The following is a 23,379-nucleotide window of genomic DNA, read 5'->3' on the forward strand; positions in this document are numbered from 1 at the left end:
GTGCTGCTCCTCCGCCTGGGCGGGCGCACGCAGCGGACCTACGCTGGTGCCATGACGCCCGAACTGAGCCGCGCGGCACGCCTGCGGCAGGTGTGGAACATGACGAACCTGTCGACGCCGCTGGGGCTGCTGGTCGCCGCGGCCACGCGCACCCGGGTGGTCCGCGGACCCGAGGGGCTGCTCCTGGGCTTCGGCTACCGGCCCCGGCTGCCGAAGGCCGGGGCGTTCACCGTGGGCAACGTGGTCCTGTTCCGCGCCGGGATCGAGGACGTCGCGGCCCGCCCCCGTCTCCTCGCCCACGAGTCGCGCCACGCGAGCCAGTGGGCGAAGTGCCTGGGCCTGCCGTTCCTGCCGGCCTATCTGGTCGCCGCGGGGTGGTCGATGCTGCGCTGCGGGCACCCGGCGCTGCACAACCCGTTCGAGGTGCGGGCAGGTCTCGCCGACGGCGGCTACCACCCGCCCGGCCACCGCTGACACCCACCCCCTCTTCGCCGAACTCACCACTTCTGCCCGAGACGGGGAGACTTCTGCAGGCTGCTCGGGGCGAACCGGTAAGTTCGGCGGCGGGAGCGGCGGCGGGAGCGGCGGCGGGAGCGGCGGCGGGAGCGGCGGCGGGAGCGGCGGCGGGAGCGAGGAGATCATCCGCACTGCAGAGGAGAGGGCTCCGCGGCCGCCGCTCCACAGGGCAGGCCCTGGCCGTGCCCGGGCGCGACGACTCGGCGCAGGATTCCTGGATGACCGAATTCCCGCCCCGGCTGCTGACCCTGGCCGATCTGGAGACCATGGGTGTCTCCTCCACCGGCGCCCAGCGCCTCGTCCGGTCGGGCACGCTGCACCGGGTGGCCCACGGCGTCTACGCCGGCTCCCCCTGGTGGCACGCCCTCGGCGACCGGGAGCGGACCGTGCAGAGGCACCTCGCCGTGACCCGCACCGCGGCGGCTCCGCCGGTGTTCTGCCAGGACTCCGCGGCACTGCTCCACGGCTGGCGTCTGCTGCGGGACCCCCCGACCCCGCAGGTGCTCCACGCCCCCGGGTCCGGCACCCGCAGCACCGACCGGGCGGCCCACCCCCACAGCGGCCGGCTGCCCGACGAGGACATCGCCGAGCGGAACGGGGTGCTGCTCACCACTCCGGAGAGAACCGCGCTGGACTGCGCCCGGTTCCTCCCACTGGGTTCCGCCGTGGTCGTGCTGGACCAGGCCCTGGCCGCGGGCGTGGAACCGGCAGCACTCGCGGCGCGGTTGGCCCGGCTGCCCGGGCACCGGGGCGTGCGGCGAGCCCGGACAGCACTGGACCTCGCGGATCCGCTCTCGGAGTCCCCAGGGGAGTCGCTCACCCGGATCGTGCTGCTGCAGTCCGCGCTGCCACCGTTCGTCTCGCAGCTGACCGTCCGGACCGGCAGGGGCGGATACCGGGCGGACTTCGCCTGGCCCGAGGCCCGGGTGCTCCTCGAGTTCGACGGCCGAGTCAAGTACTTCCTGGACACGCCGACCGGTGAGGTGCTCTACGCGGAGCGGCAGCGGGAGCTCGCCCTGGTCGAGGCCGGCTGGACGGTGCTGCGCACCGACTGGGAGACGGTCACACGGAGGCCCGAACAGCTCGTCGCCCGGCTCCACCGCGTCCTCCGCGGCCGCGCTCCCCGACGCTGAACGTGCTGACGCCGAACATCACCGACTCCGAACTCACCGGATCAACCCCGGAAGCCAGCGGAAATGCGGCGGTCTCGGGTCGGAGCGGTGAGTTCAGCGTAAAAGGGCCGCGGGGTCAGGGGGCGAGGTGGTCGAGGTGGTCCAACAGGGCGTGCACGATCGGCAGGTCGGCGGGGATCCAGGGGAGCTCGAGCGCGGCGGCCGGGTCGGCGAGCGGGAGCCACCGCACGGCCAGGTGGTCCTCCCCCACCACGGGCCGCGGATCGGCGCCGGCGGCCACGGCCGTCCAGACCCGCATCGCGGCGGTGTCCTTGAGCGGCCAGCCCTGCGCGTGCGGTCCGCGCACCTCCGCGAGAAGCCGGACCTGCACGCCGAGCTCCTCGGCGCACTCCCGCACCAGGGCCTGCTCGCAGCTCTCGTCCGGCTCCTGCTTGCCGCCCGGGAACTCCCACAGGCCCCGGAGCGCCGCGGGGTAGGCCCGCTGCGCGGCGAGGAAGGCCGTGGGGCGCTCGGCGTCGTCGAGGAGGGCGGCACCGACCACCTGGGTGCGGTACGCGGCGGGCAGCGGCGCGGGCATCGGCTCAGCGCCCGTCGCCGGCACCGGGGCGCCGCTGGGCGCGGGCCGAGGCGTAGAGGCACACGGTGGCGGCGGTGCCCACGTTGAGGGACTCCGCCCGGCCGTGCACCGGCACGGCGACGCGGTGGTCGGCCAGCGCCTTCTCCTCCTCCGAGAGGCCCCGGGCCTCGTTGCCGAACAGCCACACGGTGGGCCGGGCCAGGTCGTAGCCGGCGTCGACGCCGGCGGCACCGGCGGCGCGGGCGGCGGAGGCGTCCTGGAGCCGGTCGAGGTCGACGTCTCCGTGGCCGTCGGCGGCCAGCACGCCGCAGCCGGCGGCGCGGGCGGCACCGAGCAGCGCGGGCAGGTCGGCGCCGACGACCACGGGCAGGTGGAAGAGGGACCCGGCGGTCGATCGCACGGTCTTGGGGTTGTAGACGTCCACGCTGCCGGCGGTGAGCACCACTGCGTCCGCCCCCGCGGCGTCCGCGGCGCGGAGCACGGTGCCGGCGTTGCCGGGGTCCTGCACCCGGGCCAGCACGGCCACGAGCCGGGGCCGGGCGGCGAGCACGGTCCCGAGGTCCGCGTCGAGGGGACGGCACACGACGACGACGCCCTGCGGGGTCACCGCGTCGCTCATGGCCGCGAGGACCTCACGCGTCACGAGGCGGACGAACACGGAGCGGTCCTCGGCCACGCGCTCGAGCAGGGCCGTGATGTCCGGGTGGCGGCCCAGGGCGTCCTCAGTGACGTAGACGGCGTCCACGCACGGGGACTCACGGTGCCGGACGAGGGCCTCGCGGGCGTTCTGCGGGCCCTCGGCGAGGAACAGCCCCCGCTTGGAACGCGCGGAGCGCCCGGCCAGTCCCGCGACGTCCTTGACCCGATCGGCTCGGGGGTTGGACATCGGCTGGGCGGCCAGGCGCTCCGTGAGGTTCACTGCTCCGACTGGGCTCAGGCGGCGGCTTCGCGCGGCGCGGAGGTGTCCTCCGGCAGTGCGTTCTTGGCGATCTCGACCAGACCGGCGAACGCCTTCTCGTCGTTGACGGCCAGCTCGGCGAGCATCCGGCGGTCGACCTCCACCTCGGCGGCCTTGAGGCCCTGGATGAAGCGGTTGTAGGTCAGGCCGTTGGCGCGGGCCGCGGCGTTGATGCGCTGGATCCACAGCCGACGGAAGTCGCCCTTGCGCTTCCGGCGGTCGTTGTAGCTGTAGACGAACGAGTGGGTGACCTGCTCCTTCGCCTTGCGGTACAGGCGCGAGCGCTGGCCGCGGTAACCGGAGGCCTGCTCGAGGATGACCCGGCGCTTCTTGTGGGCGTTGACCGCCCGCTTCACACGTGCCACGTGTGTACTCCTTCACTTCGGTCCCGGCCGCTCGGCCGGGAGGTCAAATCTGTGCGGGGCGGGGAGGCGTGCTCCCCAACGGATGCGGTGGAGGCTACTTGCCCAGCATCTTCTTGATGACCTTGGCGTCGCCGGGGGCCACGATCTGGTCGGAGGCCAGGCGACGGGTCAGCCGGGAGGACTTGTGCTCCAGGTAGTGGCGGCGGTTGGCCTGCTGGCGCTTCACCTTGCCGGTACCGGTGAGCTTGAAGCGCTTCTTCGCCCCGCTGTGGGTCTTCATCTTCGGCATGTGGGCCGCTCTCCTTGCGTTTCTTCCGGTGGTGGCCACCGGAGGGCGCGGCGACGTCCGCCGCACCTCCACGGTGCCCCTGGGCGCAGCCGGTCCCGGCTGCGCCCACGGGGCGCTGTCAGTTCTGCTCCGCTCGCGCGGAAGTTCGTGCTCCGCTCAGGCCTGCGGCCCGGGCTTGGCGCCCGGCTTGGGTCCGGGCCGGGGTGCCTTCGGCGCCGGCGGCTTCGGAGCGGCCTTCGGTGCCGGGGTCTCGGCGGCCTTCGGTGCCGGGGCCTCAGCGACCTCAGGCTCCGGGGCCTCGACGACCTCGGGCTCCGGGGCCGGGGCCTCGGCGACCTCGACGACCTCGGGGGCGGCGGGCTGCGCCGTCTCCGGGGCCTCGGGGGCCGGCGCCGACTCCTGAACCTCGGGCTCCGGCTGCTGCACCGGCTCCTCGGCCTGTCCGGCCCGCTCGCGCAGCTCGGCCGGGAACGCGTCCCCGATCGACTGGGTCACGGGCTCCGCGGAGGACGTGTCGACCTTGTCCTTCGCCTTGCGCTCGTTCTCGGCCTTCGCCTCGTCGCGCTGCTTCTGGCGGCGCGCCTCGGCCTTGGCCTCGGCCTTGTTCTTCAGCGGGCCCACGACCATCACCATGTTGCGGCCGTCGACCCGGGGGCTCGACTCGACCGCGCCGACCTCCGCGACGTCGTTCGCGAAGCGCTCGAGCAGGCGAACGCCCATCTCGGGGCGCTGCTGCTCGCGGCCGCGGAACTGGATCATGGCCTTGACCTTGTCGCCGGCCCCGAGGAACCGCTTGGCGTGGCCGACCTTGGTCTCGTAGTCGTGGGTGTCGATCTTGAGCCGGAACCGGACCTCCTTGAGGACCGTGTTCGTCTGGTTCTTGCGCGACTCCCGGGCCTTGACCGCGGCTTCGTACTTGTACTTGCCGAAGTCCATGAGCTTGGCCACCGGCGGCTTGGCGTTGGGCGCCACCTCGACCAGATCGAGATCCGATTCGCGGGCCAGCCTCAGTGCGTCCTCGACGCGGACGATGCCGACCTGCTCGCCTGCGGGTCCGACGAGACGGACTTCGGGGACTCGGATTCTGTCATTGATACGTGGATCGCTAATGCCGTGCTCCTGATGTTCTGCGTGATCACCCGGAGGTTTCCGGGGACCTCATGGTTCGGTCCGGTCCGCAACGACAAAAGCCCCCGCTGCGGTCGGCAAGCGGAGGCTCATCGGTGCGGCACCCGTGGGGTGACGCGCTGCGTGACGGAGCGGACGCGGGATGTCCCGGCCGTGCCGTCGTGCGGACGATGTCGTCGCGGACCCGGCGGCCGTGGGCAGGTCGTCCGAAGGCTCGGGGACCGTGGCCGGCGCGGGTGGGAGTCTCCTCCACTTGCACACTGCCGACCAGTCTAGCCCATAGGCCGCGGGTTCGGGAAACAGCGGCCGCGCCGGCGCCTCACTCGTCCTCGGTGCTGTGCAGGGCCCGCCGGGCCGAGAGCAGCTCCGTCTCCGGCCGGGCGGCGACGAAGCGCTCGACCTCGTCGAGGACCTCGACGAGACGGGCGGCGTCCGCCGCGACCACGGCGGTGCCCACGAGGGCCCGGCGGTGGAGCTCGAGGTGGCCGACCTCGGCGGCGGTCACCGGGAAGCGGCGGCGCAGCTCCGCGACGAGGGGCCGCACCACGGAGCGCTTGCCCTTGAGGGAGTGGACGTCCCCCAGGAGAAGGTCGAACTCGATCCACCCGATCCACACGGCGCCCCGCCCCCTTCCGGCCGGCTCCCGGCCTCCCCTGCAGGATAGTGCGGGGAGGCCGCAGGGCGGTCCGGCCGGCGACCGGTGGTGTGGCAGAGTTGGGCCATGACTTCCGAGAACACCTTCCGCTTCGACGACGACGCCGCCAACTCCGGCCAGGAGATCCCGCAGGAGACGGTCAGCGCCGTCGACGAGCAGATGCGCGACATCGCGGAGGTCCCCGCCATCGAGGTCATCACGACCGCGGCCGTGCACCTCATGAGCGCGGCCGCCGTGAAGTGCGGGCTCGCCGCCGGCGAGGACGCCGAGGAGCTCAAGGACCTCGACGAGGCGCGCAAGCTCATCACGGCGCTGGCCGGCTTCGTCACCGCCGCGGCCCCGGAGATCGGCTCGCAGCACGCCGCTCCGCTGCGCGACGGGCTGCGCACCCTCCAGCTCGCGTTCCGCGAGGCCTCGCGCTACCCGGACGCCCCCGGCCAGGGACCCGGCGAGCGGTTCACGGGCCCCGTCACCTGAGCGCGGTCCGTGCCGTCCGTCGCGGGCTGATCCGGGTTCCCCGGGTCAGCCCGCGGTCGTGAGGCGCAGCTGCATCGAGTCCACGTCTTCCGCGAGGGCCGGCTCGACGCTCAGCCGGGCCTGGAAGCGGGCGACGACGTCGTCCAGCCCGCCCCGGTCGAGCCCGGCCCGCAGGGTGAGCACGACGGCGAGCTCGGGGCCGGCGCCGCCGCCCTGGACGAGCGCCCCGTCCGCGGCGCGCACGGCCACCCCGTCACCGGGGGCCGTGCCCACCCCGAGCACTCCCGGCAGGTCGACGGCGCAGCGCCGGACGGCCTCCTCGACGGCCGGGCTGCGGTAGGAGGGCGTCCAGGCCCGGCCCTGCGCCAGCGCCCAGAGGGCCGGGCGGCGCACCACGAACGGGAGGGCCGTGCCGGGGTCGAGCACGAGCAGCTGGGTGCCGTCCTTGACCGCGGCCACGGCGGCCCGGCGGACGTCCGTGGCCACGGGCCGCGCCTGGGCGTGCCAGTCCGCGAGCGCCGCCGTGGAGGTGAAGACCGGCAGCACCTGCCGGCCGTCCGCGGCGCGCAGGGAGACGAGCGCCATGTCGGCCTCCTTGTCCGCCACGAGACCGGCCTCCGTCACCGTCGAGGCCGAGACCTCGGCCACGACGGGCACGAACACCCGGGTCCCGGCGAGCGCGGCGACCACGGAGGACTCGTCCCCCGTCCCCGCACGCAGGGCCTGGAGGGCCTGCAGCACGGCCGGGGCGGCGGCGCCGTCGTCCTCCGGGAACCGGTGGGTGTGGCTGGTGCCCTCCCCCAGGTTGCGCCCGGCCCAGGCCTGGCCGCCGGTGTCCTCCGTGCCGCCCGCGCCGGCGAGCTGGGCGGCGATGTGCCCCGGCAGGGGCCGCTCCGTCACCGCGCTCCCGGTCGGCCCGCCACGTCGAGGGCCTCCTCGAGGGTGAACCGGCCCGCGTAGAGGGCCTTGCCCACGATCGCGCCCTCGACGCCCGAGGGCACGAGGGTGCGCAGGGCCGCGAGGTCCTCGAGCGAGGAGATGCCGCCGGAGGCGACCACCGGCTTGTCGGTGCGGGTCGCGACCTCCTGCAGCAGCTCGAGGTTGGGGCCCTTGAGGGTGCCGTCCTTGGTGACGTCGGTGACCACGTAGCGGGCGCAGCCGTGGTCCTCGAGGCGGTCCAGGACCTCCCAGAGGTCCCCGCCCTCCTCGGTCCAGCCGCGGGCGGCGAGGACGGTGCCGCGCACGTCGAGGCCCACCGCGATGACGTCGCCGTGCTCGGCGATGACCTTCTGCGTCCACTCGGGGTTCTCGAGGGCCGCGGTGCCCAGGTTGATCCGGGCGGGGTCCAGGGACAGGGCCCGCTCCAGCGAGGCGTCGTCGCGGATGCCGCCGGACATCTCGACCTTCAGCTCGAGCTCGGCGGCGACGCGGCGGAGCACGTCGATGTTGTCGCCGCGGCCGAAGGCGGCGTCGAGGTCCACGAGGTGGATCCACTCGGCGCCGGCCTCCTGCCACGCGAGGGCGGCCTCGAGCGGGTCGCCGTAGCCGGTCTCGGAGCCGGCCTCGCCCTGGACCAGGCGCACGGCCTGGCCGTCCGCGACGTCGACGGCGGGCAGCAGCTGGAGTCGGGGTGTCTCGCTCAGGGGCATGGGATCTCTCTTCTCGGGGGTCGGGGTGTGGGACGGACTGACGGGAGGGGCGTGCTCAGCGGCCCTGGAACCAGGCGAACCAGCCGTAGCCGATCAGGCCCGCCGCCGTCAGGGCCAGGAGCACGACCGTCCAGAGCGGCTTGCGCTGCTGGTGGAAGGAGATGGCGCCGCCGGCGACGAAGGCCCCGGCCACCATCACGAGGACCGCGGCGCTCACGCCGCGCCGTCCTCGGTCTCCAGGGTCGGCCGGCCGGCCAGGGTGTCCCCGCCCAGGGGGTCGCCGGCCTTGAGGTGGTCCAGGCGCCCGGTGCGCGGCAGCGTGCCGAGCCAGTTGCGCAGCAGCTGGATGCCGGCCTCGGAGGACTTCTCCGGGTGGAACTGGGTGGCGCACAGGGCCCCGTTCTCCACCGCGGCGACGAAGCGCCCCCCGTGGTCGGACCAGGTGACCTGCGGCGGCCGCATCTTCTCGATGCTCTGCGGGAAGTCCCACTCCTGCACCCCGTAGGAGTGCACGAAGTAGAACCGCTCGTCCTCGATCCCCCGGAACAGCACCGAGTCCTCGGGCGGCTCGACCGTGTTCCAGCCCATGTGCGGGACCACGTCGGCCTTGAGCCGTTCGACGACGCCGGGCCACTCGCCCATGCCCTCGGTCTGCCGGCCGTGCTCCACGCCGGACTCGAAGAGGACCTGCAGCCCCACGCAGATGCCCAGCACGGGGCGGCCGCCGGCCAGGCGGCGGCCGATGAGGCGCAGCCCGTCCACGGAGCGCAGTCCGTCCATGACGGCGGCGAACGCCCCGACGCCGGGGACCACGAGGCCGTCGGCGTCGAGCACCGCCTCGGGGTCGGCGCTGAGCACCACGTCCGCGCCGGCCGCCTCGAGGGCGCGCACGGCCGAGCGCACGTTGCCCGCGCCGTAGTCGAGGACCGTGACGGTGGGCCGGGTGCTGGCGGAGGTCGTGGTGGTGTCCTCGGTGCTCACAGGGCGCCCTTCGTGGACGGGATGCCGTGCACCCGGGGATCGGGCTCCACGGCCTGGCGGAGGGCGCGGGCCACGGCCTTGAACTGCGCCTCGGCGATGTGGTGCGGGTCCCGGCCGGCCAGCAGCGTGACGTGCAGGCAGATCCCGGCGTGGTGGGCCAGGGACTCGAAGACGTGCTGGACCATGGAGCCGGTGAAGTGCCCGCCGATGAGGTGGTACTGCTGGCCCTCCGGCTCCCCCGTGTGCACCACGTAGGGCCGGCCGGAGATGTCGACCACGGCGTTGGCCAGGGCCTCGTCCAGCGGGACGGTCGCCTCGCCGAAGCGGCGGATCCCGGCCTTCTCGCCCAGCGCCTGGCGCAGGGCGTCGCCGAGGACGATCGCGGTGTCCTCCACGGTGTGGTGGACGTCGATGTGGGTGTCGCCGGTGGCCCGGATCCGCATGTCGATCAGCGAGTGCTTCGACAGCGCGGTCAGCATGTGGTCGTAGAAGGGCACGGACGTGTCGATGTCGTTCTCGCCGGTGCCGTCGAGGTCGATCTCGACGGACACCGAGGACTCGCTCGTGCGCCGCTCCAGGGCGGCGCGGCGGGGCGCACGGGTGCCGGTGGGGGTCTGGTCGCTCATACGGTGGGAACTCCTCGCGGGCGCGGCGCGGCCGTCGGCGGGCCGCGGATGGCCCGGGCCGGGCCGCGGGGCGGCGGCTCGGGCCCGGGGGTGGTCTGCTTCCATGCTATCCGGGCCGGGGCGGCCCCGGACCCGGGCCGCTCAGGCGCCGGAGACGATCCGCTCCATGCTGGCCAGGAACGCGGTGGTCTCCTCCTCCGTGCCGGCGGTGACCCGCAGGTGGCCGGGGATCCCGACGTCCCGCACGAGCACCCCGTCCTCGAGCAGCGCCTCCCACATCGCCCGGGAGTCCTCCATGCCGCCGAAGAACACGAAGTTCGAGTCCGACTCGGCGGGTTCGAGCCCGAGCCGCTCCAGCTCCTCGACGATCCGGTCGCGCTGGACCTTGATGTCCTCCACGTTGGCCAGCAGCGACCCCGAGTGGCGCAGCGCCGCCAGGGCCGTGGCCTGGGTGACGGCCGAGAGGTGGTACGGGAGCCGGACCAGGCGCACCGCGTCGGCGACCTCGGGCGCCGCCGCGAAGTAGCCCAGGCGGGCGCCGGCGAGCGCGAACGCCTTGCTCATGGTGCGGGAGACGATCAGGCGGGGCCGGCCCTCGAGCAGCGTGAGCGCGGTGGGGGTCCCGCCGTGGGAGAACTCGGCGTAGGCCTCGTCGACCACCACGACCGTGCGGAACTCCTCCCCCGCCTCGTACACGGCGGTGACGACGTCCTCGCCCAGCGCCGTGCCCGTCGGGTTGTTGGGCGAGCACAGGAAGACGACGTCCGGGCGGTGCCGGCGCACCTGCTCGGCCGCGGACTCGGCGGAGAGCCCGAAGTCCGCCGCACGCTCCCCCGCGACGAAGCCCGTGTGCGTCCCGGAGGCCAGCAGCGGGTACATCGAGTAGGTGGGGACGAAGGTGAGCAGGGTGCGGCCGGGGCCGCCGAAGGCCTGCAGGATCTGCTGCAGGATCTCGTTCGAGCCGTTGGCCGCCCACAGGTTCTCGGGCCCGAGTCCGTGGCCGAGGTACGCGGCGAGCTCCTGGCGCAGGGCGGTGAACTCACGGTCCGGGTACCGGTTGAGGGACCAGGCCGCCTCGGTCACCTCCTGGACGATCGCCGCGTGCACGTCCGCCGGGACCGGGTGGGTGTTCTCGTTGGTGTTGAGCGCCACGGCGACGTCGAGCTGCGGGGCGCCGTACGGCGTCTTGCCGCGCAGGTCGTCGCGGAGCGGGAGGGCGTTGAGTCGGTCCAGGTTCTGCGTCACCCGAACAGTTTAGTGCTCCGCCCCGGTGCTCCGGCCCAGGGCTCCCGCTCCGGCTCCTGCCCCTGCTCGGGAGCCCTGCTCACGGGGCCTCGCGCCGGTCGCACCGCTCCTCGGGGCGCGGTTCAGGCGGCCGGGACCTCGAGGAGCCGGCCGGCCACGAGCACGGAGCTGTCCAGGTCGTTGAGCTCCACGATCTCGTCCATGACCTCCCGCGGGTCCCGGTCCGGGTCGGCGGTGACGGCGATCTCCCACAGGCTCTGCCCGGGGAAGACGGTCGTCTGCTCCGTCCCGGGGCCCGGGACGGGCTCGCTCGTGGCCGTGGCCGTCGAGGGGACGAGGAAGATCACGGCCAGCACGACCAGGGCGGCGGAACCGGCGAGGACGGGCAGCCCCAGGAACACCAGGCGGCCGCGGCGGGTCAGGGTCAACGGGGTGCGGGAGCCCGCGGGGCGGGCACGCCGGGCCGCACGGCCGAGGCCGCCCGCCGCTCCTGCGGAACCGCGGCGGCGCGCGACGACGGCGCTGAGGGTGGCACTGGCACTCATGACATGAACTCCTTGACGTTCCCGCACGGGGCGGGCGATCTCGAACACCGGTCCGGTCGACGACCCCCTCGGGGTCTTCATTCGATCGAACATACTTTCGAATACCGATGACCCATGTCTAGCACGTGTCTGCGAAGGCTGTCGAGACGGGGTCGTACATATGTTTGAACACCCACGGCGTGTCGCCTAGGCTGAAGGCGTGTTCCGGCCTCGGGTCGGCGCGCGCCGCGGACCCCCTGGCGCCTGCCGACCGGGACCCATCGAACCACCCGGGTCCGACATCGGAACCGGGTCCGCGCACACCGGCTGCGGCACCAGCAGCCGGACGGGAAAGGACGACGCTCCCATGGCCCAGCCCCCCACCCCCGAGGAGCCCCGCGCCCGGGGCGCGCGCTCCGGGGCGCGCTCGCGCAGCCGCGGGCTCAGCGTGCGCCAGCGCACGATCCTCGAGGCCATCCAGCGCTCCATCGCCGAGCACGGCTATCCGCCGTCCATGCGCGAGATCGGGGACCTCGTGGGGCTGGCCTCGCTCTCGAGCGTCACCCACCAGCTCTCCCAGCTCGAGAAGCTGGGCTACCTGCGCCGCGACCCCAAGCGCCCCCGGGCCATGGAGGTGCTCACTCCGCTGCAGCTGCGCGGGACCGACGCCGCGGAGCCCGCCGCGGCTGCGCACGAGGTCGCGGCGGAGCCCACCGGCCGCACCGCGCGGCCCGCCGCCCACGACGCCGTGGCCGAGCTGTCCACCTCGGCGGACGTGACGATGGTTCCCCTGGTCGGGCACATCGCCGCCGGCGGGCCGATCACGGCCGAGCAGTCCGTCGAGGACGTCCTCGCGCTGCCCCGCCAGCTGGTCGGGCACGGGGAGCTGTTCATGCTCCGCGTCAAGGGCGACTCGATGATCGACGCCGCGATCTGCGACGGCGACTGGGTGGTGGTGCGCCGGCAGAGCGCCGCCGACAACGGGGACATCGTGGCGGCCCTGCTCGACGACGAGGCCACGGTCAAGACCTTCCGCCAGCGGGACGGCCACACCTGGTTGCTGCCGCAGAACACGCGGTACGAGCCGATCCTCGGCGACCACGCCACCGTGATGGGCAAGGTCGTCTCGGTGCTGCGCAGCCTCTGAGGCCGCCGCGCGCCCCGGTGCCCGGGCCCCCGCCGCCGGCGGGGGCCCGGTGCCGTCCGGGGCGCGCGTGCTCAGGACGTGCTCCGGGCGGTGCCGGAGGGGCTGCTCAGCCCGCGGAGAGCCGCTGCAGCGCCCCGAGCACCACCGACCGGTCCGTGGTGGTCCACAGCGGCGGCAGGGAACCGCGCAGGAACCCGCCGTAGCGGGCGGTCGCGATCCGGGAGTCCAGGATCGCCACGACGCCCCGGTCCCCGCCGGCGCGGATGAGCCGCCCGGTCCCCTGGGCGAGCCGCACGGCCGCGTGGGTCGCGGAGACGGACATGAACCCGTTGCCGCCGGCCCGCTCCGCGGCGCGGCTGCGGGCGCTCGCCAGCGGGTCGTCCGGGCGCGGGAAGGGGATCCGGTCGATCATCACGAGCCGGCACGAGGCCCCCGGGACGTCGACGCCCTGCCACAGGCTCATCGTGCCGAACAGGCTCGTGGACGGGTCGTCGGTGAACTCCTGGACGAGTCCCGCGAGCGAGGACTCCCCCTGGCACAGGATCGGCAGGTCGGTGCGCTCGCGCAGGGCCTCGGCCGCCTCCTCCGCCGCCCGGCGGGAGGAGAAGAGTCCCAGGGCTCCGCCACGGGAGGCCTCCAGCAGGGCCAGCATCTCGTCCAGCTGGGCCTCGGTGAGTCGGCGGCCGGGCTTCTCCAGGTGCTTGGCGAGGTAGAGGATGCCCTGCTTCGGGTAGTCGAACGGGCTGCCGACGTCCACGCCCTCCCAGCGCGGGGCGCCCTCGCCGCGCAGCCCGAGGGCACCGGCGGCGGAGTCGAAGGACGATCCGACGGACAGGGTCGCCGAGGTGAGGACCACGGTGCGCCCGTCGAAGAGTCCCTCCCGCAGGGTGCCCGCCACGCTCAGCGGCGCCACGTGCAGGGTCGCCGGATCGGAGTCCTCGGCGGGCACGTAGCCGCGGCCGGGCTCCCAGCCGCCCTGCCGGGAGATCCACAGCACCTCGCGGTGCTCCTCGGCGGCGAGGATCCGCTCGGCCAGCTCCAGGACGTCGCTCACCCGGGAGCGGGCCATCTGCCGGCCGGCGTCCCCGTCCTTCTCCCCGGCGCCGGCCTTGGACTCGGTCATGACGGTGCGGGCCGCGTCCCGGATCTGGGCCACGGCCGCCGCCTGGGCGTCCCCGAGGCCGCGGTGCAGCAGCTCGGCCGGCGCGCCCATCAGGGCGGCCTCGAGGTGGGCGGCCCCGGCCGTGAGGGAGTCGGGGCTCGCCGAGGTGTGCTTGCGCGCGGATGCGGCGGCCGAGCGCACCATGGCCGCGGAGAGCTGCCCGGTCACGGCGCCCGTGACCCGGTCCTGGAGCTCGTGGGCCTCGTCGATGACCACGACGTCGTGCTCGGGCAGCACGGTGATGCCCTCGAACGCGTTGATCGCGAGCAGGGCGTGGTTGGTGATGACGATGTCGGCCTCACCGGCCCGCTGCTTGGCGAGCTCGGCGAAGCAGTCCTCGACCAGGGGGCAGCTGCGGCCCAGGCACTCCTTGGCCGTGACCGACACCTGGCGCCAGGCGCGGTCGCTGACCCCCGGGAGCACCTCGTCCCGGTCGCCGGTCCCGGTCTCGCGGGCCCACTCGCGCAGGCGCTGGACCTCCTGGCCCAGCCGCCCGGGGTTCTCGGCGGCCTCGGGCTGCGGCGCACCGGGGTGCGGGGCGGCGTCGGGCAGCGCGAAGAGCGCGCCGGGCTCGTCGTCGGACGGGTAGCCGCCCTCGATCTTGTGCAGGCAGGCGTAGTTGCTGCGGCCCTTGAGCAGGGCGACGTCCACGTCCCGTTCGAGCTCGCCCTCGAGCGCGGCCAGCAGGCGGGGCACGTCCCGGCCGACGATCTGCGACTGCAGCGCGAGCGTCGCGGTGGCCACGACCACCGGCTTGTCCGCGTGCTGGGCGTGCTCGACGAGCGGCGCCAGGTACGCGAGGGACTTGCCGGTGCCGGTCCCCGCCTGGACCAGCAGGTGCCGGCCGCGGTCCAGGGCCTCGGCGACCTTGGCCGTCATCAGCCGCTGGCCGTCCCGGACCTGCCCGCCCATCGCGGTCACGGCGGTGTCCAGCAGGGCCAGGGCGTCCTGGGCCCCGGGCAGGGTCTCCGGGCGCACGTCCGGGACGTCGTGCCCGGACTCGTCCACGAAGGCGGCGGCCACGCGCTCAGGCGCTCTCGGCGTCGAAGCCGGGGGCGTGCTCGGGGGCGAACTCCGCGAGCTCGGCCGCGAGGTCCTCGCGGACCTTCACGAGCAGGTGGGTGCCCTCGGGCAGGTGCTCGGTGCGCAGGATCTCGGCGTCCCAGTCGTGCAGCCGGCTGACCACGTCACCGCGCTGGTACGGGACCAGCAGCTCCAGCACCGTCTCGGGGCGCGGGATGGACTCGCTGATCCGCTGCCGGAGCTCCTCGATGCCCTCCCCCGTGCGGGCGGAGACCACCACCACGTTGCGCTCGCGCTGCTTGATCCGCTCGACCACGAACGGGTCGGCGGCGTCCACCTTGTTCAGGGCGATGATCTCGGGGATGTTCTGGGCGTCGATGTCCGTGAAGACCTGGCGCACCGCGCGGATCTGCCCCTCCGGGTCCGGGTGGGAGGCGTCCACCACGTGCAGGATGAGGTCGGAGTCGGCGACCTCCTCCAGGGTGGAGCGGAACGCCTCGACGAGCTGGGTGGGCAGCGAGCGGACGAAGCCGACCGTGTCCGAGAGCGTGTAGCCGATGCCGTCCGGCGTCTGCGCGCGGCGGACCGTGGGGTCCAGGGTGGCGAACAGGGCGTTCTCCACGAGCACCCCCGCGTCCGTGAGCCGGTTCAGCAGCGAGGACTTGCCCGCGTTGGTGTAGCCGGCGATCGCCACGGACGGCACGGAGTGGCGGCGGCGGTTGAGCCGCTTGGTCTCCCGCGCCGGCTTCATGGCGGCGATCTCGCGCCGCAGCTTGGCCATGCGGGTGCGGATGCGGCGGCGGTCCAGCTCGATCTTGGTCTCACCGGGGCCGCGGGAGCCGATGCCCTCACCGGCGGCGGCGCGGCCGCCGGCCTGGCGGGACAGGGACTCGCCCCAGCCGCGCAGGCGCGGGAGCAGGTACTCGAGCTGGGCGAGCTCGACCTGGGCCTTGCCCTCCTTCGACTTGGCGTGCTGGGCGAAGATGTCGAGGATCAGACCCGTGCGGTCGATGACCTTGACCTTCACGACGTCCTCCAGTCCGCGCCGCTGGGAGGGGGCGAGCTCGGAGTCGACGACGACGGTGTCCGCCCCGGTCGCGGCGACGATGTCCCGCAGCTCCTTGGCCTTGCCCGAGCCCAGGTACGTGGCCGGGTCCGGCTTGGGCCGGCGCTGGACGATGCCGTCGAGCACCTCGGAGCCCGCGGTCTCGGCGAGCGCGGCCAGTTCCCGCAGGGAGTTCTCGGCCTCGGCGAGCGTGCCCTCCGTCCACAGCCCGGCCAGCACCACGCGCTCCAGGCGCAGCTGGCGGTACTCGAGCTCGGTGACGTCCTCGAGCTCGGTGGACAGGTTGGCGACGCGGCGCAGGGCGCGGCGCTCCTCGAGGTCCTGCTGGTCGCCGTCGTGGACGGTGTGCCCGTCCTCGGCGTCGGCGAGCTCGCGGGCCCGGCCGGAGAGCCAGCCCGGCGCGGTGGAGTCGTCCTCGGGGGCGGCGTCCTGCCCGGCGGCCTGCTCCCGGGCGCGGGCCCGGGACAGCACGCGCTCGACGACGTCCTCCAGGTCCTGCCGGCTCAGGCCGTTCTCGGGCTCCGCGGCGGCGCGGGGCTCGGCAGGGGTTTCACGGGGGTGGGTCATGGTTCCTTTCGACACGAACTGCTGATCGGTTCATTCTAGTGGCGGAGCCGGACATCCCGGCGGCGGAGGCGGAGACCCCCGGGGGTGGCCGATCCGGCGTCGGCTGCGGGCCCGGCGGGCGCTGTCGGTAGCATGGGGCGCTATGGCACCGCGTCCCGACTCCCCCGATCCCGTGGCCGGCCCGGCGACCCCGAACCCGGGGACCGAGCACTACTTCTCCGAGGACCCTTCGGCGCCCGAGGTGCGGCGCTCCGTGGCCGTGACCCTGCGGGGGCGGGAGGTCGTGCTGCAGACCTCCAACGGGGTGTTCAGCCCGCGAGGCCTCGACAAGGGAACGTCCGTGCTGCTGGAAAATGTTCCCGATCCCACCGGTCCGGAGCTCCTGGACATCGGCTGCGGCTGGGGCCCGATCGCGCTGAGCCTGGCCGGGTCCGCCCCGGGGTCCCGCGTCACGGCCGTGGACGTCAACGAGCGCTCGCTGGGGCTCACCCGGGACAACGCCGCGGCCCTGGGCCTGGCCAACGTGGAGGCCCTGCTCCCGGAGCAGGTGCCCGGGGACCGGCGTTTCGACACCATCTGGTCCAATCCGCCCATCCGGATCGGCAAGCAGCAGCTGCACGAGCTGCTGCTCCAGTGGCTGCCGCGGCTGGCCGCCGGCGGAACGGCGTGGCTGGTGGTGCAGAAGAACCTCGGCGCCGACTCGCTGCAGAAGTGGCTCGGCTCCGCGCTGGGCGGCGGTTTCCGGGTCTCCCGGCACGCGACCGACAAGGGGTTCCGGGTCCTGCTGGTCGAGCGCCGGGACTGAAGGGCCGCACTGAAGGACCGCACTGAAGGACCGCACAGCAGGACCGGGCTGCAGGAGGGGTCTGGACGACCGTCCCGGGCGCCGGGCCCCGCCCCGGGGCTCAGACGAACGTGCCGTCCGCCACCAGCACGGCCGGTCCAGCCAGCACCACGTGCTCGGCGCCGTCGGGCGCCGGGACGAACGTCACGGAGACGACGCCCCCGGGCACCTGCACGAGCCACTGGTCGGGGGCCGTGGCGCCGCCCCAGAAGCGGGTCGCGGCCGCGGCGGCGCACGCCCCGGTCCCACAGGACTGCGTCTCGCCCACGCCGCGCTCGTGCACGCGCATCCGCACCCGGCCCACACCGTCGTCGTCGCCGTCGGCGGGGACCACGAACTCCACGTTGGTCCCGTCCGCGGGCTCCGGGCGCACGACCGGAGCGGTGTGCAGCCCGAGCTGGTCGAGCTTCTCCCCCTCCGCGAGCGCCACGACGGTGTGCGGGTTGCCCATGCCGATCGACAGCGCGGGGCGGGGCACCTTCAGCCCCTCGGCCGTCACCACGGCGTCCGAGCCGCGGGAGCGGGCCGCCGCCCCGTCGAGGAAGGTCCACGGGCCCATGTCCACGGCGTAGCCGGAGTCGGTGCGGGCCACGGTCTTCACGCCGGCGCGGGTGCCGATGCGCAGCACGTCCCCCTCGGGGACCTCGGCGAGGCCGCGCTGGAGCAGGTAGTGCACGAACACCCGGACGCCGTTGCCGCACATCTCGGCGACGGAGCCGTCGTTGTTGCGGTAGTCCATGAACCACTCGGCCTCGGGCGCCGTCTCCAGGAGGGCCCTCCCCTCGGGGATCGCCTCGGAGCGCACGGCGCGGATCAGCCCGTCCCCCCCGATGCCGCGGTGGCGGTCGCACACCAGGGTCACCAGCTCGGCGTCCAGGGCGAGCGCCGCGTGCGGGTCGGTCAGCAGCACGAAGTCGTTGCCCGTGCCGTGGCCCTTGGTGAAGTCGCGGCCCCGGAGCTCCCCCCACGGGCCGGCGTCGGCGCCCGGGCCGGTGTCCGGGGCGTGGCGGGTGTCCTGGGGCGGGGCGGCGCGGGTCTGGGCGGAAGTCACCCGGCCATGATACGCGGACGAGGAGGACGGACCGCGGGCCGGTCCCCGTCTCAGCCCCCGGCCGGGGCTCCGCGGACGAGACGCGCGGCGCGCTCCACGAGGCCGGGCTCGGCCGGGTCCAGCCAGTGCACCCGCGGGTCCGCGCGGAACCAGGTCCGCTGGCGGCGGGCGAACCGGCGGGTGGCCACCACGGTGGCCTCGACCGCCTGTTCCACGGTGGCGCGGCCGTCCACCACGTCGAGGAACTGCCCGTACCCCAGGGCCCGGGACGCCGTGCGCCCCTCGCGCAGCCCGCGCGCCGCCAGGACGCGCACCTCGGCCTCCAGGCCGGCCTCGACCATGGCCCCGACCCGCCGGGCGAGGCGGTCGTGCAGCTCGGCGCGGTCGACGTCCACACCGAGCTGCACCGTGGGCTGCACGTGCTCCCGGCGGGGCATGAACGCGGTGAACGGGCGGCCGGTCAGCTCCCACACCTCCAGGGCGCGCACCACCCGCCGCTCGTCCTGCAGCCGGGCGGCGGACTCGGGATCCACCTGCCGCAGCCGCTCCCGCAGGGCACCCGGGCCGCGCTCGGCGAGCTCGTCCTCGATCCGGGCCCGCACCGCGGGGTCGGTGCCGGGCAGCTCGAGCACGTCCAGGGCCGCGCGCACGTAGAGCCCCGAGCCGCCCACCAGGACGGGGACACGCCCGCGAGAGCGGATCCGGGCGAAGCACGATCGCGCGTCGCGCTGGAAGTCCGCGACCGAGGCCTCCTCGGTGACGTCGAGAACGTCCAGGAGGTGGTGGGGCACACCGCGCCGCTCCTCCACGGTGGCCTTGGCGGTGCCGATGTCCATGCCGCGGTAGAACTGCATGGAGTCGGCGTTGACCACCTCCCCGTCCAGCCGCAGCGCGAGCTCGACGCCCAGCGCGGTCTTGCCGGTGCCCGTGGGCCCGACGACGGCGACGACCGGCAGGTCCGCGCCGGTCACCGGACCGGCAGGCCCGGCATGCCCAGGCTCACGGGCCCGGGGGCGGCGGCGCCCGGCGCAGCGGGGACGCCGCAGGACGCGGCCTGGCGGCGGTCCCAGGCGTCCCCGGCCCGGGAGCGCCGCAGCGCGTAGTCCTGCGGGGAGCGGGGGTCGGCGACGAGGTGGTAGGCGGCGGCGCCGGTGACGACGACCGTCACGAAGTCGCCGGGCCGCGGGACCTCGGCGCCCTCCGGGACGGAGAAGTGCACGAGCCGCTGGTCCCGCGCGCGGCCCGAGAGCCGGTGGGTCTGCTCGGACTTCTTGCCGGCCTCCGCGGTGACGAGCAGCTCGACCTGCCGGCCGACGACCGCCCGGTTCTCCTCCGCGGCGATCCGATCCTGCAGGGCCACGAGCCGCTCGAAGCGCTCCTGCACCACGGCCTTGGGCACCTGGTCCGCCATCTCGCCGGCGGGGGTGCCGGGCCGCACGGAGTACTGGAACGTGTACGCGGAGGAGAAGCGGGAGGCGGCCACGACGTCGAGGGTGGCCTGGAAGTCCTCCTCGGTCTCCCCCGGGAAGCCCACGATGATGTCGGTGGTGATCGCGGCCTCCGGGATGCGCTCGCGGACGGTGTCCAGGATGCCGAGGAACCGCTTCGAGCGGTAGGAGCGCCGCATCTCCTTCAGGATCCGGTCGGAACCGGACTGCAGGGGCATGTGCAGCTGCGGCATGACGTTCGGGGTCTCCGCCATGGCGTCGATGACGTCGTCGGTGAACGCGGCCGGGTGCGGGCTCGTGAAGCGCACGCGCTCCAGGCCCTCGATCTGCCCGCACGCGCGCAGCAGCTTCGCGAACGCGCCGCGGTCCCCGAACTCGACGCCGTAGGAGTTCACGTTCTGCCCCAGCAGCGTGACCTCGACCGCGCCGTCGTCGACGAGCGCCTGCACCTCGGCGAGCACCTCCCCGGGGCGGCGGTCCTTCTCCTTGCCGCGCAGGGACGGGACGATGCAGAAGGTGCAGGTGTTGTTGCAGCCCACGGAGATCGACACCCACCCGGAGTAGGCGCTGTCCCGCTTGGTGGGCAGGGTCGAGGGGAAGACCTCGAGAGCGTCGAGGATCTCCAGCTGGGCCTCGGCGTTGTGCCGTGAGCGCTCCAGCAGGGTGGGCAGGGAGCCGATGTTGTGGGTGCCGAAGACGACGTCGACCCACGGGGCCCGCTCGAGGATCGTGTCCTGGTCCTTCTGCGCGAGGCAGCCGCCGACGGCGATCTGCAGGTCCTTGTTGCGCTTCTTGGCGGGCACGAGCTGGCCGAGGTTGCCGTAGAGCTTGTTGTCGGCGTTCTCGCGCACGGCGCAGGTGTTGAACACCACGAGGTCCGGTTCGCCGCCGGCGGCGGGGACGTAGCCGGCGGCCTCGAGCAGACCCGTGATCCGCTCGGAGTCGTGGACGTTCATCTGGCACCCGAACGTACGCACCTCGTAGGAGCGCGGGGCGGGGGCGGCGGAGGACGCGGTCGGGTCCGGGGACAGGGCTGCGGGGGTCGACATCACCGGTCAATTGTACGGGCCGGACCCGGTCACGGGATGTCCGGGTGTTCCTCGCCGATCTCGTCGTCCTGGACCGGGGTGCCGGAGCGCGCCTCGAGCTCCTCCTTCACCACGGCGAAGGCCAGTCCGGGCGGGTAGCCCTTCCGGCCGAGCATCCCGACCAGCCGCCGCACGGCCTTGTCCCGGGCGGCGCGGTCGGCCGGGTCCAGCCCCGCGGGGAGCTTGCGGCGCACCAGCTCGGCGGCGTCCTCCCGCTCGTCCTCGTCGGTGCGCTGCTCGAGGGCCGACTCGGCGATCTCCCCGGTCACCCCGCGGGTGGCGAGCTCCCGGCGGATCGCGGAGCGGGAGAGCTTACGGGAGCTCGCCCGGGAGCGGACGTAGAGCTCCGCGAACTGGGCGTCGTCGACGAGGTCGACCTCCTCGAAGCGGTCCAGCACCTCCCGGGCGACGTCCTCGGGAACGTTGCGGTCCGCGAGCTTGTCCTCGAGCTGCTTGCGGCTTTTCGCCGAGGCGGTGAGCTGGCGCAGGACGATCGCCCGGGCCACCTCGCGGGGGTCCGGCTCGGGGTCCTGGGCCGGGGACGACGCCGCCGCCGGGCCCTCCGGCCCGCGGTGACGGGCGGAGGACCGGCGGCGCCGGCGTGCGTACGGGCTCTCGGTCACGGACCCGCTCAGAAGGCCGGGCCGGCGACCTCGGTGGGCAGCCCGACCACCGGCGGCTCCTCCGCGGTCTCCTCGGCCGCCTCCGGCTCCTGGACGACCCCGAGCTTGACCAGGATCCGGCGCTCGATCTCCTCGGCCAGCTCCGGATTGTCCTTGAGGAACCGGCGCGAGTTCTCCTTGCCCTGTCCCAGCTGGTCGCCCTCGTAGGTGAACCACGCCCCGGACTTCTTCACGATGCCGTGCTCCACGCCCATGTCGATGAGCCCGCCCTCGGTGGAGATGCCCTCCCCGTAGAGGATGTCGAACTCGGCCTGCTTGAAGGGCGGGGCCATCTTGTTCTTGACGATCTTGGCCCGGGTCCGGTTGCCCACCGGGTTGGCCCCGTCCTTGAGGGTCTCGATGCGGCGCACGTCCACGCGGACCGAGGCGTAGAACTTCAGCGCCTTGCCGCCGGTGGTGGTCTCGGGGCTGCCGAAGAACACGCCGATCTTCTCGCGCAGCTGGTTGATGAAGATCGCGGTGGTGTTCGAGTGCGAGAGCCGGCCGGTGATCTTGCGCAGGGCCTGGCTCATCAGGCGCGCCTGCAGGCCCACGTGGCTGTCGCCCATCTCGCCCTCGATCTCGGCCTTGGGCACCAGGGCCGCCACCGAGTCGATGACGATGATGTCGATGGACCCGGAGCCCACGAGCATGTCCATGATCTCCAGGGCCTGCTCACCGGTGTCCGGCTGGGAGACCAGCAGGCTGTCCGTGTCCACACCGAGCTTCTCGGCGTAGGCGGGGTCGAGCGCGTGCTCGGCGTCGATGAAGGCGGCGATCCCGCCGGCCTTCTGGACGTTGGCCACCGCGTGCAGAGCCACGGTCGTCTTGCCGGAGGACTCCGGGCCGTAGATCTCCACGACACGACCGCGCGGGAAACCGCCGATGCCCAGCGCGACGTCCATCGCGATGGAGCCGGTGGGGATGGTCTCGATCTTGGTCGCCGGGCGGTCGCCCAGGCGCATCACCGAGCCCTTGCCGTAGTTCTTGTCGATCTGCGCGAGGACGGTCTCGAGCGCCTTCTCGCGGTCGCTGCCGAACTGCTGGTCGGCGCTCTGCTTGTTGTTGCCCTTGGCTGCCATGGTCCACCTCGTGTTCGGGGGGTTCCGCCGGTGCGGCCGGAACCGTTGCTGCTGATCTTTTCGTGTTCCACGGTATCGCCGGGGTCGGACACCGTAAGGCTCTCGCGCGGGGCCTGGGGAGGACCGGGAACCACCGTCCCGGGACGGACCGGGCTGTGCAGTCCGCGCCCCGCTGCATCGAATATACCTTCGAAGCGGTCGTGGGTCCACGGGCACGCCGGGAACCCGATGGGGGTCAGTCCCGGGGCGGGCGATCCACGCCCCACCACCGGGTCTCCGGGACGTCCTGGGCGCGGCAGAGAGCGAACCACACGGTCCGCGGGTCTACGCCGGCCTCGAGGGCCTCGGTGGCCGTGCGGTGGTCGAGCTCCCCGAGCACCAGGTCCCGGGCCAGGACCTTGCTGTAGCCCGCGCCGAACTCGTCGGCCATGAGCTGCCAGAAGCTGCTCAGCCTCATCCGCGTCCTCCTTCGTCGTGCTGCCGGCCGGGGGGGGGCGTGCCCGGCGCCGTGCCGGTCCATCCTGCCATCCGCGCGTCCCGTCCGCCGCAGGCCGGAGGGCCCGTCGGTCCTGGGACCGACGAGCCCTCCGGGACGTCGTGGACGGGCGGCGGGCCGCCCGGGCGGATCAGCGGGCGCCGGCCGCGGCGGCCTCGCCGCCGTTGACCCTGCCGAACTCCCGCGAGTACTGCTCGGTGAGATCGCTGGGCACCGTGTCCGGGACCAGGAGGCCCTCGGCGTAGGCCAGGCGGTCCGCGACCTCGCGCAGCATCTGGGACATCGGGATGTCGAGCGCCGCGCAGATCGACGCGAGCAGCTCGGAGGAGGCCTCCTTCTGGCCGCGCTCCACCTCGCTGAGGTAGCCGAGGGACACCCGGGCGCTGTGCGAGACCTCTCGGAGGGTGCGCCCCTGGCGCTGACGGACGCTGCGGAGAACCTCGCCGATCTCCTGGCGGAGTACACCCATCTTCATGTCCTTCGTCTCGGTGCTGTCGTCCTCGTCCAGGCCCACGTCCTTCCAACGGACGACGCCATTGACGGACACGGGTTGCTTGGTCATGTGAATCGCTTGTCTCCTCGTGTGTACGGCAGCTTCACCGCCTGTTGCGGGCGGTGCC

At 74.0% G+C, this 23,379-nt stretch carries 27 protein-coding genes; 5 read left to right on the forward strand and 22 right to left on the reverse strand.

The annotated features are described in order from the left end of the window. Positions 1-51 precede the first annotated feature (51 nt). Together Q0817_RS13315 and Q0817_RS13320 are read left to right on the forward strand one after the other, a co-directional pair. The gene (locus tag Q0817_RS13315; RefSeq protein WP_298588923.1) at positions 52-474 is read left to right on the forward strand and encodes a DUF4157 domain-containing protein; all 423 of its coding nucleotides are present in this window, start codon (positions 52-54) and stop codon (positions 472-474) included. 260 nt (positions 475-734) lie between these two features. Then, positions 735-1,649 carry a type IV toxin-antitoxin system AbiEi family antitoxin domain-containing protein gene (locus tag Q0817_RS13320; protein ID WP_298588926.1) on the forward strand — a complete coding sequence of 305 codons (915 nt, stop codon included), beginning with the start codon at positions 735-737 and terminating at the stop codon, positions 1,647-1,649. A gap of 115 nt (positions 1,650-1,764) precedes the next feature. Here the strand turns inward: Q0817_RS13320 and Q0817_RS13325 are convergent, their stop codons facing one another. The 6 genes from Q0817_RS13325 to Q0817_RS13350 form a co-directional block, all read right to left on the reverse strand. Next, positions 1,765-2,226 carry a (deoxy)nucleoside triphosphate pyrophosphohydrolase gene (locus Q0817_RS13325; RefSeq protein ID WP_298588929.1) on the reverse strand — a complete coding sequence of 154 codons (462 nt, stop codon included), beginning with the start codon at positions 2,224-2,226 and terminating at the stop codon, positions 1,765-1,767. Positions 2,227-2,230: 4 nt separating this feature from the next. Next, entirely contained in the window at positions 2,231-3,145 is a 915-nt protein-coding gene (locus Q0817_RS13330) for an RNA methyltransferase (RefSeq protein ID WP_298588932.1), read from the reverse strand. Positions 3,146-3,159: 14 nt separating this feature from the next. Beyond that, on the reverse strand, positions 3,160-3,549 hold the full coding sequence (gene rplT / locus Q0817_RS13335; RefSeq protein ID WP_298588935.1) for a 50S ribosomal protein L20: 390 nt from the start codon (positions 3,547-3,549) through the stop codon (positions 3,160-3,162). 94 nt (positions 3,550-3,643) lie between these two features. Continuing rightward, positions 3,644-3,838, reverse strand: coding sequence for a 50S ribosomal protein L35 (gene rpmI / locus Q0817_RS13340; RefSeq protein WP_017832891.1), 195 nt, complete (start codon positions 3,836-3,838; stop codon positions 3,644-3,646). A gap of 156 nt (positions 3,839-3,994) precedes the next feature. Then, entirely contained in the window at positions 3,995-4,948 is a 954-nt protein-coding gene (gene infC / locus Q0817_RS13345) for a translation initiation factor IF-3 (RefSeq protein ID WP_298589063.1), read from the reverse strand. A gap of 337 nt (positions 4,949-5,285) precedes the next feature. Then, positions 5,286-5,582 carry a DUF503 domain-containing protein gene (locus tag Q0817_RS13350; RefSeq protein WP_298588943.1) on the reverse strand — a complete coding sequence of 99 codons (297 nt, stop codon included), beginning with the start codon at positions 5,580-5,582 and terminating at the stop codon, positions 5,286-5,288. 105 nt (positions 5,583-5,687) lie between these two features. On the opposite strand from Q0817_RS13350, the gene Q0817_RS13355 reads away from it, so the two are divergent. Beyond that, positions 5,688-6,098: a DUF1844 domain-containing protein gene (locus Q0817_RS13355; protein ID WP_298588945.1), complete on the forward strand. Its 411-nt coding sequence runs from the start codon at positions 5,688-5,690 to the stop codon at positions 6,096-6,098. Between the two features lie 45 nt (positions 6,099-6,143). On the opposite strand, the gene Q0817_RS13360 is transcribed toward Q0817_RS13355, so the two are convergent. From Q0817_RS13360 to Q0817_RS13390, 7 genes are all read right to left on the reverse strand, one after another. Next, on the reverse strand, positions 6,144-6,998 hold the full coding sequence (locus tag Q0817_RS13360) for an SseB family protein (protein WP_298588947.1): 855 nt from the start codon (positions 6,996-6,998) through the stop codon (positions 6,144-6,146). After that, positions 6,995-7,747, reverse strand: coding sequence for a bifunctional 1-(5-phosphoribosyl)-5-((5-phosphoribosylamino)methylideneamino)imidazole-4-carboxamide isomerase/phosphoribosylanthranilate isomerase PriA (priA, locus tag Q0817_RS13365; protein ID WP_298588950.1), 753 nt, complete (start codon positions 7,745-7,747; stop codon positions 6,995-6,997). The genes Q0817_RS13360 and priA overlap by 4 nt, the downstream gene beginning before the upstream one ends. A 55-nt stretch (positions 7,748-7,802) precedes the next feature. Next, positions 7,803-7,964, reverse strand: a complete 162-nt coding sequence (locus tag Q0817_RS13370) for a hypothetical protein (RefSeq protein ID WP_298588953.1) — start codon at positions 7,962-7,964, stop codon at positions 7,803-7,805. Then, entirely contained in the window at positions 7,961-8,728 is a 768-nt protein-coding gene (gene hisH, locus Q0817_RS13375; protein ID WP_298588956.1) for an imidazole glycerol phosphate synthase subunit HisH, read from the reverse strand. Before hisH ends, Q0817_RS13370 begins: the two co-directional genes overlap by 4 nt. Further along, positions 8,725-9,354, reverse strand: coding sequence for an imidazoleglycerol-phosphate dehydratase HisB (gene hisB, locus Q0817_RS13380; RefSeq protein WP_298588959.1), 630 nt, complete (start codon positions 9,352-9,354; stop codon positions 8,725-8,727). Before hisB ends, hisH begins: the two co-directional genes overlap by 4 nt. Before the next feature lie 141 nt (positions 9,355-9,495). After that, positions 9,496-10,599, reverse strand: a complete 1,104-nt coding sequence (locus tag Q0817_RS13385) for a histidinol-phosphate transaminase (protein ID WP_298588962.1) — start codon at positions 10,597-10,599, stop codon at positions 9,496-9,498. A 122-nt stretch (positions 10,600-10,721) separates the two neighbouring features. After that, a complete protein-coding gene (locus Q0817_RS13390) occupies positions 10,722-11,144 on the reverse strand; it encodes a LysM peptidoglycan-binding domain-containing protein (RefSeq protein WP_298588965.1) in 423 nt (140 codons plus the stop codon). 346 nt (positions 11,145-11,490) lie between these two features. Between Q0817_RS13390 and lexA the strand changes: the two genes are divergently transcribed. Beyond that, positions 11,491-12,270, forward strand: coding sequence for a transcriptional repressor LexA (gene lexA / locus Q0817_RS13395; RefSeq protein ID WP_298588968.1), 780 nt, complete (start codon positions 11,491-11,493; stop codon positions 12,268-12,270). 106 nt (positions 12,271-12,376) lie between these two features. Here lexA and Q0817_RS13400 read toward each other — a convergent pair whose 3' ends face one another. Further along, positions 12,377-14,455: an ATP-dependent DNA helicase gene (locus Q0817_RS13400; RefSeq protein WP_298588971.1), complete on the reverse strand. Its 2,079-nt coding sequence runs from the start codon at positions 14,453-14,455 to the stop codon at positions 12,377-12,379. Between the two features lie 4 nt (positions 14,456-14,459). Then, complete coding sequence (gene hflX / locus Q0817_RS13405; protein ID WP_298588974.1) at positions 14,460-16,088, reverse strand: GTPase HflX; 1,629 nt, start codon at positions 16,086-16,088, stop codon at positions 14,460-14,462. A 142-nt stretch (positions 16,089-16,230) separates the two neighbouring features. Between hflX and Q0817_RS13410 the strand changes: the two genes are divergently transcribed. Beyond that, positions 16,231-16,893 carry a class I SAM-dependent methyltransferase gene (locus Q0817_RS13410; RefSeq protein ID WP_298588977.1) on the forward strand — a complete coding sequence of 221 codons (663 nt, stop codon included), beginning with the start codon at positions 16,231-16,233 and terminating at the stop codon, positions 16,891-16,893. Positions 16,894-16,993: 100 nt separating this feature from the next. On the opposite strand, the gene dapF is transcribed toward Q0817_RS13410, so the two are convergent. The 7 genes from dapF to Q0817_RS13445 form a co-directional block, all read right to left on the reverse strand. Continuing rightward, a complete protein-coding gene (gene dapF / locus Q0817_RS13415; protein ID WP_298588982.1) occupies positions 16,994-17,983 on the reverse strand; it encodes a diaminopimelate epimerase in 990 nt (329 codons plus the stop codon). A gap of 50 nt (positions 17,984-18,033) precedes the next feature. Next, positions 18,034-18,954 carry a tRNA (adenosine(37)-N6)-dimethylallyltransferase MiaA gene (miaA, locus tag Q0817_RS13420; protein WP_298588985.1) on the reverse strand — a complete coding sequence of 307 codons (921 nt, stop codon included), beginning with the start codon at positions 18,952-18,954 and terminating at the stop codon, positions 18,034-18,036. Further along, complete coding sequence (miaB, locus tag Q0817_RS13425) at positions 18,951-20,480, reverse strand: tRNA (N6-isopentenyl adenosine(37)-C2)-methylthiotransferase MiaB (RefSeq protein ID WP_298589066.1); 1,530 nt, start codon at positions 20,478-20,480, stop codon at positions 18,951-18,953. Before miaB ends, miaA begins: the two co-directional genes overlap by 4 nt. A gap of 29 nt (positions 20,481-20,509) precedes the next feature. After that, positions 20,510-21,142, reverse strand: a complete 633-nt coding sequence (locus tag Q0817_RS13430) for a regulatory protein RecX (RefSeq protein ID WP_298588988.1) — start codon at positions 21,140-21,142, stop codon at positions 20,510-20,512. A gap of 8 nt (positions 21,143-21,150) precedes the next feature. Next, positions 21,151-22,263, reverse strand: a complete 1,113-nt coding sequence (gene recA / locus Q0817_RS13435; protein ID WP_298588991.1) for a recombinase RecA — start codon at positions 22,261-22,263, stop codon at positions 21,151-21,153. A 235-nt stretch (positions 22,264-22,498) separates the two neighbouring features. Beyond that, a complete protein-coding gene (locus Q0817_RS13440) occupies positions 22,499-22,720 on the reverse strand; it encodes a DUF3046 domain-containing protein (protein WP_298588994.1) in 222 nt (73 codons plus the stop codon). Positions 22,721-22,889: 169 nt separating this feature from the next. Further along, on the reverse strand, positions 22,890-23,321 hold the full coding sequence (locus tag Q0817_RS13445; protein ID WP_017832912.1) for a helix-turn-helix domain-containing protein: 432 nt from the start codon (positions 23,319-23,321) through the stop codon (positions 22,890-22,892). Between the last annotated feature and the right edge of the window lie 58 nt (positions 23,322-23,379).

This window comes from uncultured Kocuria sp., assembly GCF_947500125.1.
Taxonomy (GTDB): Bacteria; Actinomycetota; Actinomycetes; order Actinomycetales; family Micrococcaceae; genus Kocuria.